The following is a 16611-nucleotide window of genomic DNA, read 5'->3' on the forward strand; positions in this document are numbered from 1 at the left end:
AGCCTACGGGAGGGCACCGACAGCCGTGTGTCGTCGATGCCCGCCAGTTCCGTCCGCTGTCACGCGTCGGTCTTCTTCATCGACTCCAGCAGAGAGGAGAAGCTGTCCGCGGCATGGCCGGCGTCCATGCCGCGCCGGAAGAGCTCGACGACCGCGGCCGGAAGCACGGTGTCGACTCCCGCGTCCGCGTTGGTGTGCAGGACGTGCTCGACGCTGGCCATCCCCATGGCGAGGCGGTCCACGTCGCCGGCGTGCCGGCCGGCGTCGATGCGCTCGGCGTAGAAGGAGAAGAACCCGGGCAGCGAGTTCGCGGTCTCCACGGCGTGCGGCAGGATGTCCGCCGCCGTCAGCCCGTTGGCGTCGGCCAGGGCGATGGCCTGCCAGTAGCTCAGCATGGAGGTCCAGAACATGACCATGCCGATCTGGTACATGAGCGCGGCGAGCCCGGGGTCCTCGCCCCGGTGGTCGGTCCGCCCCGTGATGACTTCGAGCGCGGGGCGGTGCCGGTCGAAGACCTGACGCGGGCCGCTGTAGAAGGTCGACGATTCGGCCTGGCCGATCCCGGAGGGCGGGACGGTGACGCCGCCGGTCAGCTGGACGGCGCCCCGCTCGGCCGCCCAGCGGGCCGCCGCCCGGGCCTTCTCCGGCGTGTCCGAGCTGAGGTTCACCAGGGTCCGGCCGGACAGTGCGGCCTCGGCGGGCCCGAGCGTGGCGTACACGGCGTCGTAGTCCGTGAGGCTGAGGACCACCAGCTCATTGGAGGCGAGGGCCTCCTTCACGCTCGGAGCGAGCACCGCCCCCCGCGCGACCAGGGCGTCCGCGCGGGACGCGGTGCGGTTCCAGACGGTGACGTCGTAACCGCTGTCGAGGAAGGCGCCGGCCATGGCCTGACCCATGGGGCCGAGGCCGATGACGGTGACGGACCGGCTGTTGCTGTTGCTGTTGCTGTTGCTGTTCATGACGAGATCTCCACTCCCGCTCGCTAAAACGAGCGCTCTATTTAGTGCGTGGGGAGAACGTAGCACAGCTCTAGAACGAACGCTCTACCCAATGCGCGGTACGGTGTCTCCATGCAGACCACCACTCGGGACCGGATCGTCGTCGCCGCCTCACGCCTCCTGCAGCGGCAGGGCTACGTGGGCACGGGAATCAAACAGATCGCCCAGGAGTCGCAGGCCACCCTCGGGTCCGTCTACCACTTCTTCCCGGGCGGCAAGGAGGCCGTCGCCGTCGCCGCGATCAAGCACGGCGCCGAGGAGTTCGCCACGCTCCTGCGGGAGGCGCTTGACAGTGACGACGACGCGGCCGAGGCGGTGACGGCCTGCGCCCGGCGACTCGCCGACGAACTGCGCGAGTCGGGCTGGATCGACGGCTGCCCGGTCACGGCGGCGGCCCTGGAGACGCTCGGCACCGAGTCGGAGATCCAGCAGACCTGCGCCGACGCACTGCGCGGCTGGGAGCAGTTGGTCCACGACAAGCTGCTGCGCTGCGGCTTCCCCGCCCAGAGCGCCCGGGAACTGGCGAGCACCGTCATCTCCGCCCTGGAAGGCGCGGAAGTCACCGCCCAGGTCAACCGCAGCGAGGAACCCCTGCGGGCGGTGGGCCGGCAACTCGCCCGCCTGATCCGCTCGCACGAGGTGTAGGGCCGGGCCTGCCCGAGTCGGCGACCGCAGCGACCGGATTGCTCGCGAGGTGACCGGGACGACACCCGCCGTACATCGCGTCGACGACGTGAGCGAGGCCGCCGCGGCGCTGTTCGCACCGGCCGTCACCGAGGCCCTGCCCGTGCGCGCCGACGAGGCAGATCGTGCGGAAGTTCCGCACCGGGATCGCCTGGCGGGACCCGCCCGAGCGACAGGGGCCTCCGCGGCCGGGCGCTCGGCCGGTCCGGAGGCGGACTGACCAGCAAGATCACGTCAGGGAACGGTGCTTCACCCGGTCGAAGCGGGGGCGTGGGATCGCCACCCGCCACGACAAGACCGCCGAGCCCTATGAAGCAGCCGTCCCCCTCGCATCACCCCTGATGTGGGCCTGGCATCGAGCGACCGAACCTGGCGACTTGTCGGGGAGCATTCGGCTGATGGGTGGTCGCGCCGGTCCCCGAGAGCCCAAGGGCGCGACCGGCCCGTGCACCGTACCCAGCGGAAGCATGCGCTCGGTGTCGTTCTCACCGCGGCCGTGGCTGGCGACAGTGAGGTAGGGGGCAACCGCCACAGGCGAAGCTCCTGAGGACTCGGGTGGCCCGGCCCCTACTCGCGCTCCGGACCGTCCGGCTCCTCCGAGCCCTCCGGCGTCGCCTTCGCGCCCTCAGGGTGATCCGGCTCGGAGGCGGGCGGGCGGCCCGTCAAGGCCGCCAGGGAGTTGCGGATGTGCTCCATGTGCCCGTGGATCTCGTCCCGCGCCTCCTCGTGCTCCCGCAGCACCCGCTCCGTCTCGCGCTCCGTCCGTTCCGCCTTCAGCCGCGCCCCGGCGAGCAGTTCGCCCGCGCGCGCCTCCGCGTCCTCCTGGCCGTGACGGGCCTGCTCCTCCGTCTTCGCCAGGGACTTCTGGGCCTCCGCGAGCCGGCCCTCCGCGCGGGCGAACAGTTCCTGGTGGCGGGCCTCCAGGGCCGCCGCCCGGCCCTGCTCCTCCCGCTCGGCCTCGTCCCGTACGGCCTTCTGTCCGGCGTCCTGCTCCGCCAGGAGCTCCGCCGCGCGCCGTTCGGTCTCCTCGAAGACATCCCGCGCCGCCGCCGTCAGCTCCTCCGCCTCGCGGGTCGCGTCCGCCGTCAGCTCCTCGGCCCGCGCCCGCGCCGCCTCCAGGGTCGCGCGGGCGGCCGCCTCGGCCGCCTCCCGGACGCCCTCCGCGTACGTCCGCGCCGCCTCCGCCGCCGCCCGGCCCGCCTCCTCGGCCGCCTCCGCGAGGGACTGCGCCTCGGCCTCCGCGGCCCGTACGAGCGTCTCGTCCTCCAGCTCGGCGAGCTGGAGAATCTTCCGCGCGCGGTCGCTCAGCGACTCGTACCGCTGCGGCGCGAGTGCCTCGACGGCCTCACGCAGCCGGGCGGCCTCGGCCTCCATCTCCTTCTCCAGGACGGTGAGCCGCGCGGCCCGCTCCCAGGCCCCGTCGCGGTCCTCGGCGAGCGCCGCCAGGTAGCGGTCGACCTGCTCGGGGCGGTAACCGCGCCCCCGTCCGACGGCGAAACTCATCCCTGACGCCCCTTCCCTGTGACCCGAACGTCCAGGATGCTTCATCAGAACGGACAAAAGGCGCCCAACGTGCACACACGTCGAGCGCCATTCATCACATTCTGTCCAACGGTGTCAGAGGGAAACCCCTGCCCCTCCTCTTACAGCAGGCCGTCCCACATCTGCTCCAGGAGCACCGACCACCAGTTCTCCGGCGACGACAGAGCCGCCGGGTCGAGGATCGCCAACTGCGCCTGGAAATCGACCGTCCAGCGGCCCGCCTGCTCCGGGTTGAGCCCGAACCGCAGCCGCCACATCCGGCCGAGCAGTGCCATCGCACGGGTGAACTCCGGCAGCCCGGTGTTCACGAACTGCGGCGGCACCGACTGCCCGCCGGGACCGGCCTCCACCGGCACCGCCACGATGTGCGCGGTTCCGTACTGGACACACAGCGCCCGCCCGAAGTCCGAACCGAGCACCAGGTACGAGCCCGCGTCCGGCGCGGCCGGAACCTGCCGCTGCGCCGCCAGCTCCGCCAGCGTCGGCACGACCGGCACGGCCGGCTGCGCCCAGAAGAACGGCCCGAAGTCCGCCGGCAGACCCGCCCACACCAGCGTGCGCGCCACCAGCTCCGGCACGCCCTGACGGGACACCGCGCGCTGGTCGAAGCGGAGGACGCCCGGACCGAACGCCCCGGCCAGCTCCTGCGCGATCGCCTCCGGCGGGACCGGCGGCGCCGGCTGCACCTGCGGCAGCGGCGCCCGTACCGGGGCGGGCCGCGCGGGACCGTCAGCGACCTGGTGCAACTCACCCTGATGAGTGAGAAGTTGCCGCATGCCCTGCTGCCGGCCCGCGTGATCACGACCGTACGGGGCGATGCTGGTGATCCGCGCCTGCGGCCAGGTCTCCCGGATCATCCGCGCGCAGTAACCGCCCGGCAGCTCACAGGACTCCAGCTCCGTGTGCAGTTCGAGGACCTGCTGCGGCGGCACGTTCATCGCGCGCAGCTCGTGCAGGATCTGCCACTCCGGGTGCGGGGTGCCCGGCGCCGAACGCCGGATGATCTGCGCCTCGGAACCGTCGGGCGCGCGATAGCGCAGCACCGCCTGGTAGCCGGGACCGACCGTCGGCTGCCCCGCCGGGTGCGGATAGCCGTACGCCGGAGGTACGGGCGCGGGCGGCGGCGCCTGCCCCCCGTGCACCGGCGGAGGCGTGTGCCCGCCGTGCGGGGGCGGAGGCGTCTGCCCGCCGTGCACCGGCGGCGGAGGAGCCGGCGGGCCCGGAGGCTGCGGCGCCGAAGGGCCACCCGGACCCGGGTGCGCCAGCATCGTCGCGGCGTGCGCGATACCGCCCGCGGGCGTACCGGGCACACCCGGCGGCGGCGGGGGCGGCGGAGGCGCGCCAGGACCGCCCTGGCCCGGGTGCGCCAGCATCGTCGCGGCGTGGTGCACGGGCTGAGGCGGCGTCACCGGACCGGGCGGCGCCGGAGCGGGCGGCGGACCGGGCGGCGCGGGCGACTGGGGCCCGTCGGGCCCGAGCTGCGACACCAGCTGCGTGGGGAGGTACGCAGCGGCACCCGACGAGGCGCCCGGCGTACCCGGCGCACCGGGAACACCCGGAACCCCGGGGGCTCCCGGCGGTGGAGGCGGCGCCGCCGGGCCGCGCCCGCTCTTCGGCGGCAGAGCGGCCTTGCTGGTCGCGGCGTCCGCGATGTCCCCGGCACCCGGCCCCGACGGCGCGGGCGCAGGCGGCGGCATGCCAGGACCGCTCAGACCGGCAGAGCCGCCCCCCTGAGAGGGCGGGCCGGCCTGCGGGGGCACGGGCGTCGGAGGGCCGGGCGGCGCGGGCGGGACGGGCGGGGCCGCCGGGGCGCCGCCCGGCGGCGGCGCGGCCGGGTCGAGCCGGGGCGCGATGGCGGTCGGGGGCAGCGCGCTGCCCCCCTTCATCAGGGCCGTCGGCGCGTCGGCACCCACCTGCGGAGGCGGGGCGTCCTCGTCGTCCGTACCCGAAAGCGCCGGCGCGAAGACGGTCGCGGGCAACGGCACGGCGCCGTCCGCACCACCGGAACTCGCGTTCGCGTCGACCCACGGACTCCCCCCGGACGGGGACGAGGGCGCGGGCGGCGCGTCAGACGCGGAGGCGGGAACAGGCGCGGGCGCCGCATCAGACGCGGAGGCGGGAACGGGCGCGGGCGCCGCCGGAGCCGGGACCGCCGCCGGGGCCGGAGGCGCGACCGGCGCGGCGGCCACCGGAGCCGCGGGCGTCTCCGCCGGAACCCCGTCCATCGCCGTCGGCTCGTACGCGACGGCGGAAGCCGGCGCCGGCGCGGCCGCCGAAGGGAAGGACCCGGACCCCGACGACGACGAAGCCACCGAGGCCGAAGGCCCCGCCACCGCACCCACCGGATCCGAGGCGTCATCCGCCGGAGGCGACGAACTCCCGCTCTCCTGCGACGCGTTCGGCTGCTTCGGCAGACCGATCTTGTCCGCCGCGTCCTGCAGCCACTCCGGCGGACTCAGCAGGAACGACGTCTGGTTCAGATCGATCCGGGCCGCCGGAACGGCCGCCTGCGCCGGAACGTCCTCCGCCGCCCCGTACTCCTCCTCGTACCGCCGGATCACCTCACCCACCGGCAGTCCCGGCCACAGCGTCGCCTCACCACTGTCCCGGGCGATCACCAGCCGCTGACGCCCGCCGTCCGACGTCGGACCGCCCTCGCGGTCCTCCGCCCACACCACGAACCCCAGCTCGAACTCCCGCACCCGCACCTCACGGTGCTGATACGACGGCAGATCGCCGTTGATCCACTCCTCGGCGCGCTCCTGCGCCTGCGCGAACGTCACCACAGCCCACTCACTCCCCCACCTGGACCACGGGCACCGCACGCGCGAAGCCACCGTCCACCATCAGGTTCGCCACCGTCTCCAGCTCCGGCGGATTGCCCGCGAGACGCTGCAGAAACGCGTCGAAGTCCGCACCACAGGGCAGCAGCAGACGCTCCACCCGCTCGGCCACCGACCAGCCCGCCGCCACCTCACCGGAGTCCCGGGCGTCGTCGTACGCGCAGAACCACACCGAACCGACCGCCTCACCCCGCACCTTCAGCGCGATCAGACCGCCCTGGACGAACGCGACGCCCAGATAGTCCTTCGTCAGATGGTCACGCAGACACTTGTTGACATAGACGAGGTCATTGACACCCGCCTCCTCCCGCACCGTGAAGAACGGCTGGTCGACGAGGAGCCCCAGCTCCGCGTCCAGCGCCGCACCCACCGGAGCGCAGCCACCCGCCGCCTTCAGGAACGAGCGGTACGCCCCCGGCAGCCGGTACCCCAGGTCCTCCTCGACCCCCTGGAGCTGCTGCTCCGACACCGACACCAGACCCTTCGGCAGCCCGAAGTGCACCGGCCGCGTCTCCTGCAGCGGACGCGTACCCCGCTTCCCGTGATCGACAGCGGCCGTCGCCACTCCGCCGTGATGACGCAGCAGCGCCTTCACCTCGACCGGGACCAGCTCCATCCGGCGACTGCGCGCCACGTGGTGCCACGTCCAGCCGTGCGGCGTCGCCACCGCCGGAATGGTGTCCCACAGCTCATGCCCCGTCGCCGCCATCGCCGCGTTCGCCGACACGTAGTCCGTCAGCCGCAGCTCGTCGACACCGAAACCCTCCGGCGGATCCGCGATCTCCGCCGCCGCACGCGCGTACGGCGAGAAATCCGGATGACCGAACTCGTCCACCCGCACCCCTCTCGGGTGACGGGAGGCACGGACCGGGTCCGGGAAGTGCACGACCTGCCCGGCATAGGCCGCGTTCGGTGGCGCGGTGTCCTGCCCGAGCCGACCTGTCGTCATGGCGGTTGCCCCCTGCACTGGCGTCGCTGACTGCTACTACGCGCAGCCGCTGGCTGCTCCTGACTGATGCCGCACAGCCTATGCGCTGCCACAAGGGCCCGAACCGGCCCGATCCGGCGGTCACCAAGTGTCACGACCCCATGACAGGCGCACCATGATTCCGACACACCGAAGCCCCGTTTCGCCGCCCCAGCTTCCCCATATGGCTCCCTATTTGGCAGGCTGTCCCCGCAACTCGGGGGATTGCAGGAGGGGAAGACCAGAACCATGCACGCAGCACCTACGCCCACTCAGGGTGACCCACGCCTCAACTGGAGCAGCAGCGCCGAGGCCACCCGCGCGCCGTTACTGCGTCACCGCCGCGACGGCATCCTTCCCACGGTCGGGGCCGCCCTCTCCGTGCGCGGAGAGACCCTCACGTGCACCGCGGGCCGCGGCGACCGCCCGCCCGCCCTGCACGCCCTCGTCCAGGACTTCCTCGACACCCTCACCAGCAGCCAGCGGGAACGCTTCACCGGACGCTGCCCCGAAGCCATCCTGCTGTCCCGGCACCTCACCGCCGCCGACAACGGACGCTCCAAGCGCGCCCAGCGCAAACCGCTGACCCACAGCGAGGCCCGCCGCTCCCTCAAACACGCCAAGATCACCGCCCGGCGCATCCGCGAGGACGGCGACCCGCTCCACGGCAGCTACGCCGCCCCCTGCCGCTCCTGCACGGCGATGCTCGCCCACTTCGGCGTCCGCGCCGTCGACCCCACCACGCCTGTCGAGAACGGCTGACCCCACACCCCATGCCCGACCACCTCAGCACCACCCGCTTCCCCGTCAACGTCGACGCCGCCCTCCGCGAGGCCGGCTGGCAGCCCGGCCGCTGGGACATCAAGCTCGCCGAAGAATGGGCCGACACCCTGCGCGCCCACGTCTCCCCCGCCGGTCACCGCCACAGCGTCTTCCCCGCCGCCGTCGAGGCCTGGGCCGAATTCGGCGGCCTGCGCATCACCGCACCCGGCCACGGGCGGCAGATAGCACCCGCGGCCGTACGCTTCGACCCCCTCGCCGGACTCCACCTCTCCCGCACCCTCGCCGACCTCGGCCGCGCCCTGGAGACGGAACTCGCCCCCCTCGGCGAGGAGGGCGACCACCAGGCGATCCTCGCCATGGACGCCGAAGGCCGGGTCTACAGCCTCGACCACGCGGGCGACTGGTACCTCGGCAAGGACATCGACGCCGCGCTCTCGACCCTGGTCACCGGCGCCCAGCCGACCCGCCTGACGGCGGGCTAGGGCGTGCCCTGTCGTCGCGGGCAAGGGGGACGACAGGACCCAGGAGTCGCGGGCAGGGGAACGACAGGGCCCAGGAGTCACGGACAGGCGGACGACACGGCCCAGGAGTCGCGGGCAGGGGGACGACAGGGTGCCTAGGACCCGTCGGGCAGCACGGCCGACACCCTGAACCCGCCGACGTCGGTCGGCCCGGACACGAACACACCCCCGAGTCTCAGCACCCGCTCCCGCATCCCCACCAGACCGTTCCCACCGCTCGGCAGCCGCACGTCCGCCGCACCCGCGTCCGAGGGACACGGGCCGTTCTCCACCTGCATCGCGACCTCGGCCTCCCGATGCGCGAGCCTGACCACGACCTTCGCACCCGCCGCATGCTTGTGGACGTTGGTCAGCGCCTCCTGCACCACCCGGTACGCCGTCCGCTCCACCTCCGGCGGATACGCCCGCACCTCCCCCGACACCACGAGATCCACGACCACCCCCGCCAGCCGCGACTGCTCGCACAAGGCCTCAAGGGCGTCCAGACACGGCCCGTCGTCGGCGGCCGCCTCGGCAGCGGCGGCGGCGGCCCTGCCGACGGCGGCCAGCGGCACCACGGCCGGAGCCGCCGGAGCGGCCCCCTCCCGCAGCACCCCCAACATCTCCCGCAGCTCGGTCAACGCCTGCCGCCCCATGTCCCCCACGAGCGCCGCGTTCCTCACCGCCTTCTGCGGATCCTTCAACGCCACCGCCTGCAACGCCGCCGCGTGCACCACCATCAGCGACACCCGGTGCGCCACCACGTCGTGCATCTCCCGCGCGATCCGCGTCCGCTCCTCCCGCCGCGCCCACTCCGCCCGCTGCTCCGCCCGGTCCGCGAGCAGCGACAGCTCCTGCTCCAGACTGTCCGCCCGCTCCCGCAGACTCTCCATGAGCCGGCGCCGCGCTCCTATGTAGAGGCCGAAGAGCAGCGGCGGCGCGTTCAACCCGAGCGTCATGAAGAGCGAGACGACCGGCACGTACCAGCCGCTCGGGTCGATGTCCCGCGGACCGTCGTCGACCTGGGCCACGTCCTGCCGCATCCGCACCACGGTCACGACGAACACGGCCACCGTCGACATGCCGGCCAGGACGGCGGTGATCCGCCGGGGCACTTCGGACGCGGCGAGCGAGTAGAGCCCGACGATCCCCATGAGGAAGCCCATCTCGGCGGGCGCGACAGCGATCGACACGAGCACGACAGCGATGGGCCACCGCCGCCGGAAGACGAGCACGGACCCGACGACCAGCCCGAACAGCACCCCCACGGGCACGGGAAGCCCGGCCTTCTCGGCGAACCCGATCCCCTCGAACGCGCACTCCAGCGCGGACGCGAACCCAAGCCCCACATCGAGAACGGCACTCCGCCGTCTCCCCCACCACAACCAACTCCGGACGCCCCCAGCGTCCCGGTCTGCCCCCGTTACGGTCATGCCACCCACCCTACGGGCGAGGCCCCGACCGCAGCACGGAACGTCAACCCTGCGTACACCAGTCCCTCGAACTATTGAATCGCCAGAGTTTTCGACCCGGACGTCCGCATTCCGGACGATGGTGCTCGTATGACAGCCGAAACGAGCCGGTACGCCGACTTCGAGAGCCTCCAGAAACAGGCCGTCGCCCTCCGACGCGAGGGGCCTCAGCCTCCGCCAGATCCGCGACCGCCTGCAGGTCTACAACAACGACCTCCTCCACCGCCTGGTGAAGGGCGAGCCCCCACCGGAGTGGACGAAACGCCCCAACGCGAAGGACGACCTCCGCGCCCGCGCAAGGGAGCTGCGCCTGGAAGGCAGGACGTACGACCAGATCCAGGTCGAGCTGGGCTGCTCGAAGAGCTCGATCTCGCTGTGGGTCAGGGACCTGCCGAAGGTGGACCACCGAACACCCGCCGAGCAGGGCAGGGAGGCCGCGCTGAAGCGATGGGCTCACGAAGGCCCCCTCCGCGAGGCCGCACGTACTGCAGCCATTCGCGAGGCACGGGAGGCGGTCGGGGCTCTCAGTGATCGAGAGCTATTCCTTGCCGGAGTGGCCCTCTACTGGGCGGAAGGATCCAAGAGCAAGCCCTACCGCCGCGACGAAACCGTCGCCTTCATCAACAGCGACCCTGGTGTCATCGGCGTCTACCTCGCTTGGCTTGACCTCTTGCAGATCCCACGCGAGCGGCTCCGGTTCCGGGTGATGATCCACGAATCCGCCGACGTGAGCGGAGCGGAGGAGTACTGGGCAGAGCTCGTCGGCATCCCCAGGTCGCAGCTACAGAAGACGACGCTCAAGAAGCACAACCCGAAGACCGTCCGCAAGAACACCGGGTCCGACTATCGGGGATGCCTGATCATCCGGGTGTCCGCCGGCTGCCACTTGTACCGTCGCATCGAGGGGTCCTGGTACGGCATAGTGGGGGCCATCAAGCCGGCGGGCTGACAAATTGTCCGTTTTGGCAAGGAATGCCATCCCCTGTGGTGTAATCGGCAACACGGGTCACTTTGGATGATTTGTTCCAGGTTCGAGCCCTGGCAGGGGAGCCACACGTTGCGGGTCCTGGCCGTCACGGTCAGGACCCGCACTCATGTCCGCCCCCTTGCCCCCCGGTATCCTTCGTGCGTCCACCACCCAAAGCCGAAGGGCATTCCCGTGAGCGCCAATCGCCCGGCAGCCGTCGTCGTCCTCGCAGCGGGTGAGGGCACCCGCATGAAGTCGAAGACCCCCAAGGTCCTGCACGAGATCGCCGGACGTTCGCTCGTCGGGCATGTCGTCTCCGCCGCCCGGGAGTTGGAGCCCGAGCATCTCGTCGTGGTCGTCGGGCACGCCCGCGAGCAGGTGCGGGGGCACCTGGAGGAGCACTACGCCGGGACCCGTACGGCCGTCCAGGAGGAGCAGAACGGCACCGGGCACGCGGTGCGGATGGCCCTGGAGGAGCTCGGGCAGGCGCCCGACGGGACCGTGGTCGTGGTCTGCGGCGACACCCCGCTGCTGTCCGGGGAGACCCTGCGGGCCCTGGCGGACACCCACGCGGCCGACGGCAACGCCGTCACCGTGCTGAGCGCCGAGGTGCCGGACTCGACCGGTTACGGGCGGATCGTGCGGGACGCGTCCGGGGCCGTGACGGAGATCGTCGAGCACAAGGACGCCTCGGGCGAGCAGCGCGCGATCCGGGAGATCAACTCCGGCGTGTTCGCGTTCGACGGGCGGCTGCTCGCGGACGCGCTCGGCAAGGTGCGGACGGACAACAGCCAGGGCGAGGAGTACCTCACCGACGTGCTGTCGATCCTGCGCGAGGCCGGTCACCGGGTGGGCGCGTCGGTCGCCGGCGACCACCGGGAGATCCTCGGGATCAACAACCGGGTGCAGCTCGCCGAGGCCCGGGGCCTGCTGAACCAGCGGCTGATCGAGCGGGCCATGCTGGCCGGCGTGACCGTCGTCGACCCGGCGTCGGTGTTCGTCGACGTGACCGTCACCTTCGAGCCGGACGCGGTGATCCTGCCGGGTACGCAGCTGCTCGGTGCCACGCACATCGGCGAGGACGCAGAGGTCGGCCCGAACACGCGCCTGAAGGACACCACGGTCGGGAAGGGCGCCCGCGTGGACAACACCGTCGCGGACTCCGCCGTGATCGGCGAGAGCGCGTCCGTGGGTCCGTTCGCGTACCTCCGTCCGGGGACGAACCTCGGCAAGAAGGCCAAGGCCGGCACGTACGTCGAGATGAAGAACGCGACGGTCGGCGAGGGCACGAAGGTCCCGCACCTGTCGTACGTGGGTGACGCGACGATCGGCGAGTACACGAACATCGGCGCCGCGAGCGTCTTCGTGAACTACGACGGCGAGACGAAGCACCACACCACGATCGGTTCCCACTGCCGGACCGGCTCGGACAACATGTTTGTGGCTCCCATCACGATCGGGGACGGCGCGTACACCGCCGCCGGGTCCGTGATCACGAAGGACGTACCGGCCGGTTCGCTGGCCGTCGCCCGGGGCCAGCAGCGGAATATCGAGGGTTGGGTGGCCCGGAAGCGGCCCGGAAGCGCTGCCGCGCAGGCCGCTCAGGCCTCCTCTGAGGACTCCGCCGGCGAAAGCTGACCGGAAACGGGTACGTCGAACTCGGCGTACCGTGATACGTGCACACAAATTCGGCTGGCTCGCACACGCGCACGACAGCTCGTGGTTCGCGACCAGACAACACGTCTGAGGAGACAGTGCTGTGACCGGGATCAAGACGACCGGCGAGAAGAAGCTGATGCTCTTCTCCGGCCGCGCCCACCCCGAGCTGGCCGAGGAGGTCGCACACCAGCTGGGTGTCGGTCTCGTTCCCACCAAGGCGTTCGACTTCGCCAACGGTGAGATCTACGTCCGCTTCCAGGAGTCGGCCCGTGGCGCGGACTGCTTCCTGATCCAGAGCCACACGGCTCCGATCAACAAGTGGATCATGGAGCAGCTGATCATGGTCGATGCTCTGAAGCGGGCTTCGGCCCGGAGCATCACGGTGATCATCCCGTCGTACGGCTACGCCCGTCAGGACAAGAAGCACCGCGGCCGTGAGCCGATCTCGGCGCGCCTGGTGGCGGACCTGCTGGAGACGGCGGGTGCGGACCGCATCCTCACCGTCGACCTGCACACGGACCAGATCCAGGGCTTCTTCGACGGCCCGGTGGACCACCTGTCGGCGCTGCCGGTGCTCGCGGACTACGTGGGTGCGAAGGTCGACCGCGCGAAGCTGACGATCGTCTCCCCCGACGCGGGCCGCGTGCGGGTCGCCGACCGCTGGTGCGACCGTCTGGACGCGCCGCTGGCGATCGTGCACAAGCGTCGCGACAAGGACGTCGCCAACCAGGTGACCGTGCACGAGGTCGTCGGTGACGTGAAGGGCCGCGTCTGTGTCCTGGTGGACGACATGGTCGACACCGGTGGCACGATCTGCGCCGCCGCGGACGCCCTGTTCGCGCACGGTGCGGAGGACGTCATCGTGACGGCGACGCACGGCATCCTGTCGGGTCCGGCGGCCGACCGTCTGAAGAACTCGAAGGTCAGCGAGTTCGTGTTCACGGACACGCTGCCGGTGCCGGGCGCCCTGGAGCTGGACAAGATCACGGTGCTCTCGATCGCGCCGACGATCGCGCGTGCGGTGCGCGAGGTCTTCGAGGACGGTTCGGTGACGAGCCTCTTCGAGGAGCACTGAGCCGCGGAGTGACCCCAGGAGGGCCGTTTCCCCGTTCGGGGGAGCGGCCCTCCGCCGTGTTTCGGTGATCGAATTGGGTGGTAGGGGGGTCGGCCGGTAGACTGCCGTAGTTGCTCGGCGAGGGAGGCCGTACCCGTACGGATGTACAGGGTCACGGCGGTCCGTTATCGACGCGCTCTTCGTAGCAGGCCATCGCCAGTCGTGGCCGGGTGGCACTTCTTCATCGTTTTTCGTCACCTTTCTACGAGGAGTGCACCATGTCCGAGATCAAGCTCGCCGCTGCCGTCCGTACCGAGTTCGGCAAGGGCGCCGCCCGTGCGATCCGCCGTGACGGCCAGGTTCCCGCCGTCGTCTACGGCCACGGCTCGGAGCCGGCGCACGTCACCCTCCCGGCCCACGACCTGGCCCTGGCGCTTCGTACGCCGAACGTCCTGCTGTCCCTGGACGTCGACGGCAAGAACGAGCTGGCGATCCCGAAGGCCGTCCAGCGTGACGCCATCAAGGGCTTCCTGATCCACGTCGACCTGCTCCTCGTGCGTCGTGGCGAGAAGGTCACCGTCGAGGTCGTCGTCGAGACCGAGGGTGACCTGGCCCCGGGCAGCTTCCTGGTCGAGAACGTGCTGAACACGCTTTCCGTCGAGACCGAGGCCACGCACATCCCGACCTCCGTCACCGTCTCCATCGAGGGCCTGGAGGCCGGTGCCTCCATCCTCGCCAAGGACGTCGAGCTGCCGGCCGGCACCACCCTGGTGACCGACCCCGACGCCGTCGTCATCCAGATCCTGGCCGCCCAGGCCGAGGAGCCGGCCGCCGAGGCCGCCACCGAGGGTGCCGAGGCCTGAGCCGTAGGCTCTGCCTGACGGGCCTGCCTTGCGGGCTCTGCTTGACGTGACGGGGTGACGGGCCGATCGGCCCGTCACCCCGTTTCTCTTGTACGGACGGACACGAGGAGACCTGACGCACATGACGGACGACGCGAACGCCCCCTGGCTGATCGTCGGCCTCGGCAATCCGGGGCCGGAGTACGCGGCCAACCGCCACAACATCGGCTTCATGGTGGTGGATCTGCTCGCCGACCGGATGCGGGGCTCGTTCAAGCGGGCCCAGAAGGCGCAGGCGCAGGTCGTGGAGGGCCGGATGGGTCCTCCGGGGCCTTCGAGCCGCCGGGTGATCCTCGTGAAGCCGATGTCGTACATGAACCTGTCGGGCGGTCCCGTGACGGCGCTGCGCGACTTCTACAAGGTGCCGACGGAGCGGGTCGTGGCGGTCCACGACGAGCTGGACATCGACTACGGGGTGCTGCGGCTGAAGATCGGCGGCGGCGACAACGGGCACAACGGTCTGAAGTCGATGACGAAGGCGATGGGCGCGGAGTACCACCGGGTGCGGTGCGGGATCGGGCGCCCGCCGGGCCGGATGCAGGTGGCGGACTTCGTCCTGAAGGACTTCTCGTCGGCGGAGCGCAAGGACCTGGACTGGTTCGTGGACCGGGCGGCGGACTCGGTGGAGTGTCTGGTGGCGGAGGGCCTTGAGCGGGCCCAGTCGGCGTACAACTCGTAGGGCCTCCGGCCCCGGGAACGTACGACTGTACGATCGCGGGTCATGACGCACGTCCGTAACGCCGCCATGGCCCTGGTCGCCCTCCTGCTGCTCGTCGCGGGCGCCTGGGCCTCCTGGAACTCGGCCCAGCACGTCCTGCTCGGCAAGGGGCGGGAGCACGGGACGCTGACGGTGACCGGCTGCACCGAGAAGACGTGCAGCGGTCGCTATGTCCCGGAGGACCCGTCGTCGACGCGGCGGACGCTGACGATCGCGCGGTCGGTCGCGGCGGAGCGGGGTGTGACGATCCCGGTGGTGGTGAAGCCGGGCACGGGCGAGGGCGTGCGGACGGGCTGGGGCGGTGGTCTGCACGCGTGGCTGCCGCTCGGCGGGGCGCTGCTGCTCGCGGCGCCGCTGATCGGCGGTGGTCTGCGGCTGCCGCGGGTGGCGTGGTCGGCGGCGGGTGCGGGCGGGGCGCTGCTCGTGGCGGCGTTCCTGACGCTCTGAGAGGTTCCGCCCGAGTGGGGCCCGATCGTTATGAGCCACTGGGTTAAGGGTGACTTAAGGCGACGGATAGGCTGCGTCCGCCACCTCCCACGGCATCATCCTCATCCCACAGATGGACGACTGCACATGCGACGTACCCTCATCTCTTCCGGCGCGCTCGTCGCTGCCGTAGCGGGTTCTCTGGTCCTGGCGCCGTTGGCTTCGGCGTCCGACGGCCCGAAGACGTACGAGCTTCCGCTGCACCAGCCGACGCCGATCACGGCCGCCAAGTTCCAGCAGGGCGAGTGCCCGGACACGATTCCGGCGGGCAAGGACGGCTGGCACTTCATCCTCCCCGGCGGCGGTGTGAACTTCGTCGAGCTGACGGTCACCTTCGACAACGGTGCCCCGATCACGATCAAGGAGTTCGGCCCGCCGAAGGACGACCACGCCTACGTGGCCTCGGAGGCCGGTGCCGAGCTGACCTCGGCGGTCGCCCTGGTCGACGGCGAGGTGAAGCAGGGCTTCTTCAACCTGTCGCACACCTGCGCGGCCACCGAGACCGGCGGCACGAACGGTGGCACGACGGGCGACACCACCAACGGTGGCGCGACGGGCAACACCACCAACGGTGGTACGACCGGTGACACCACCAACGGTGGTACGACCGGCGACACCACGACCGGTGGCACGACCGGCGACACCACCACCGGTGGGACCACCACGGGTGAGACCACCACCGGTGGCGCGACCGGCGGTTCCACCACGGGCGAGACCACGGGTGCGACCACCACGGGCGGCTCGGCCACCGGTGGGACGACCACCGGCGGCTCCACCACCGGTGACACCACGTCGGGTGGCTCGGCCACCGGTGGCTCCACCTCCGGTGAGACCGCCACCGGCGGCGCCGGCGACACCGATGGCGACCTGGCCGAGACCGGTTCCAGCGCGCCCGTCGGTGTTCTCGCCGCCGTGGCCCTGGCCCTCGCGGGTGCCGGCGCGTACCTGGTGACCCGTCGCCGCAAGGCCGCCCAGCAGGGCTGACGTATCCCGTCATGACGGTGCCCCCGTGGAGATCTCCACGGGGGCACCTTCG

14 protein-coding genes, 1 tRNA gene and 1 pseudogene are annotated in these 16611 nt (G+C 71.6%); 11 read left to right on the forward strand and 5 right to left on the reverse strand.

The window, feature by feature from the left end; genetic code table 11:
- Positions 1–59: 59 nt before the first annotated feature.
- Complete coding sequence (locus tag ACFVYX_RS17375) at positions 60–959, reverse strand: NAD(P)-dependent oxidoreductase (RefSeq protein ID WP_389682217.1); 900 nt, start codon at positions 957–959, stop codon at positions 60–62.
- A gap of 111 nt (positions 960–1070) precedes the next feature.
- Between ACFVYX_RS17375 and ACFVYX_RS17380 the strand changes: the two genes are divergently transcribed.
- A complete protein-coding gene (locus ACFVYX_RS17380) occupies positions 1071–1643 on the forward strand; it encodes a TetR/AcrR family transcriptional regulator (RefSeq protein ID WP_389682218.1) in 573 nt (190 codons plus the stop codon).
- Between the two features lie 606 nt (positions 1644–2249).
- Here ACFVYX_RS17380 and ACFVYX_RS17385 read toward each other — a convergent pair.
- From ACFVYX_RS17385 to ACFVYX_RS17395, 3 genes are all read right to left on the reverse strand, one after another.
- Entirely contained in the window at positions 2250–3185 is a 936-nt protein-coding gene (locus ACFVYX_RS17385) for a cellulose-binding protein (RefSeq protein ID WP_389682219.1), read from the reverse strand.
- Between the two features lie 140 nt (positions 3186–3325).
- Positions 3326–6010: an SUKH-4 family immunity protein gene (locus ACFVYX_RS17390; protein WP_389682220.1), complete on the reverse strand. Its 2685-nt coding sequence runs from the start codon at positions 6008–6010 to the stop codon at positions 3326–3328.
- Positions 6011–6017: 7 nt separating this feature from the next.
- Entirely contained in the window at positions 6018–7016 is a 999-nt protein-coding gene (locus ACFVYX_RS17395; protein ID WP_389682221.1) for an SMI1/KNR4 family protein, read from the reverse strand.
- Positions 7017–7283: 267 nt separating this feature from the next.
- On the opposite strand from ACFVYX_RS17395, the gene ACFVYX_RS17400 reads away from it, so the two are divergent.
- Together ACFVYX_RS17400 and ACFVYX_RS17405 are read left to right on the forward strand one after the other, a co-directional pair.
- Entirely contained in the window at positions 7284–7796 is a 513-nt protein-coding gene (locus ACFVYX_RS17400; RefSeq protein WP_389682222.1) for a YwqJ-related putative deaminase, read from the forward strand.
- 11 nt (positions 7797–7807) lie between these two features.
- Positions 7808–8299, forward strand: coding sequence for an SUKH-3 domain-containing protein (locus tag ACFVYX_RS17405; protein ID WP_389682223.1), 492 nt, complete (start codon positions 7808–7810; stop codon positions 8297–8299).
- Positions 8300–8433: 134 nt separating this feature from the next.
- Here ACFVYX_RS17405 and ACFVYX_RS17410 read toward each other — a convergent pair whose 3' ends face one another.
- On the reverse strand, positions 8434–9750 hold the full coding sequence (locus ACFVYX_RS17410; protein ID WP_389682224.1) for a sensor histidine kinase: 1317 nt from the start codon (positions 9748–9750) through the stop codon (positions 8434–8436).
- 129 nt (positions 9751–9879) lie between these two features.
- Between ACFVYX_RS17410 and ACFVYX_RS17415 the strand changes: the two are divergent.
- From ACFVYX_RS17415 to ACFVYX_RS17450, 8 genes and pseudogenes are all read left to right on the forward strand, one after another.
- A pseudogene (locus ACFVYX_RS17415) lies at positions 9880–10738 on the forward strand (hypothetical protein).
- 29 nt (positions 10739–10767) lie between these two features.
- Positions 10768–10842 (forward strand) — tRNA-Gln (locus ACFVYX_RS17420).
- A gap of 106 nt (positions 10843–10948) precedes the next feature.
- Positions 10949–12394 carry a bifunctional UDP-N-acetylglucosamine diphosphorylase/glucosamine-1-phosphate N-acetyltransferase GlmU gene (glmU, locus tag ACFVYX_RS17425; protein WP_389682225.1) on the forward strand — a complete coding sequence of 482 codons (1446 nt, stop codon included), beginning with the start codon at positions 10949–10951 and terminating at the stop codon, positions 12392–12394.
- 121 nt (positions 12395–12515) lie between these two features.
- On the forward strand, positions 12516–13490 hold the full coding sequence (locus ACFVYX_RS17430; RefSeq protein ID WP_056649212.1) for a ribose-phosphate diphosphokinase: 975 nt from the start codon (positions 12516–12518) through the stop codon (positions 13488–13490).
- A gap of 257 nt (positions 13491–13747) precedes the next feature.
- Entirely contained in the window at positions 13748–14332 is a 585-nt protein-coding gene (locus tag ACFVYX_RS17435; protein ID WP_389682226.1) for a 50S ribosomal protein L25/general stress protein Ctc, read from the forward strand.
- Positions 14333–14453: 121 nt separating this feature from the next.
- Entirely contained in the window at positions 14454–15050 is a 597-nt protein-coding gene (pth, locus tag ACFVYX_RS17440; RefSeq protein ID WP_389682227.1) for an aminoacyl-tRNA hydrolase, read from the forward strand.
- A 42-nt stretch (positions 15051–15092) separates the two neighbouring features.
- Complete coding sequence (locus tag ACFVYX_RS17445; protein ID WP_389682229.1) at positions 15093–15536, forward strand: hypothetical protein; 444 nt, start codon at positions 15093–15095, stop codon at positions 15534–15536.
- 126 nt (positions 15537–15662) lie between these two features.
- The gene (locus ACFVYX_RS17450) at positions 15663–16559 is read left to right on the forward strand and encodes an LPXTG cell wall anchor domain-containing protein (protein WP_389682230.1); all 897 of its coding nucleotides are present in this window, start codon (positions 15663–15665) and stop codon (positions 16557–16559) included.
- The last annotated feature ends 52 nt before the right edge of the window (positions 16560–16611 follow it).

It is taken from the genome of Streptomyces sp. NPDC058326, assembly GCF_042879855.1.
In the GTDB taxonomy this organism is placed as follows: Bacteria; Actinomycetota; Actinomycetes; order Streptomycetales; family Streptomycetaceae; genus Streptomyces.

What these genes read in the sequence shown, in the direction of transcription:
- ACFVYX_RS17375 (WP_389682217.1), bottom strand. Translation starts at nt 959, where the DNA reads ATGAACAGCAACAGCAACAGCAACAGCAACAGCCGGTCCGTCACCGTC.
- ACFVYX_RS17380 (WP_389682218.1), top strand. Translation starts at nt 1,071, where the DNA reads ATGCAGACCACCACTCGGGACCGGATCGTCGTCGCCGCCTCACGCCTC.
- ACFVYX_RS17385 (WP_389682219.1), bottom strand. Translation starts at nt 3,185, where the DNA reads ATGAGTTTCGCCGTCGGACGGGGGCGCGGTTACCGCCCCGAGCAGGTC.
- ACFVYX_RS17395 (WP_389682221.1), bottom strand. Translation starts at nt 7,016, where the DNA reads ATGACGACAGGTCGGCTCGGGCAGGACACCGCGCCACCGAACGCGGCC.
- ACFVYX_RS17400 (WP_389682222.1), top strand. Translation starts at nt 7,284, where the DNA reads ATGCACGCAGCACCTACGCCCACTCAGGGTGACCCACGCCTCAACTGG.
- ACFVYX_RS17405 (WP_389682223.1), top strand. Translation starts at nt 7,808, where the DNA reads ATGCCCGACCACCTCAGCACCACCCGCTTCCCCGTCAACGTCGACGCC.
- ACFVYX_RS17410 (WP_389682224.1), bottom strand. Translation starts at nt 9,750, where the DNA reads ATGACCGTAACGGGGGCAGACCGGGACGCTGGGGGCGTCCGGAGTTGG.
- ACFVYX_RS17435 (WP_389682226.1), top strand. Translation starts at nt 13,748, where the DNA reads ATGTCCGAGATCAAGCTCGCCGCTGCCGTCCGTACCGAGTTCGGCAAG.
- pth (WP_389682227.1), top strand. Translation starts at nt 14,454, where the DNA reads ATGACGGACGACGCGAACGCCCCCTGGCTGATCGTCGGCCTCGGCAAT.
- ACFVYX_RS17445 (WP_389682229.1), top strand. Translation starts at nt 15,093, where the DNA reads ATGACGCACGTCCGTAACGCCGCCATGGCCCTGGTCGCCCTCCTGCTG.
- ACFVYX_RS17450 (WP_389682230.1), top strand. Translation starts at nt 15,663, where the DNA reads ATGCGACGTACCCTCATCTCTTCCGGCGCGCTCGTCGCTGCCGTAGCG.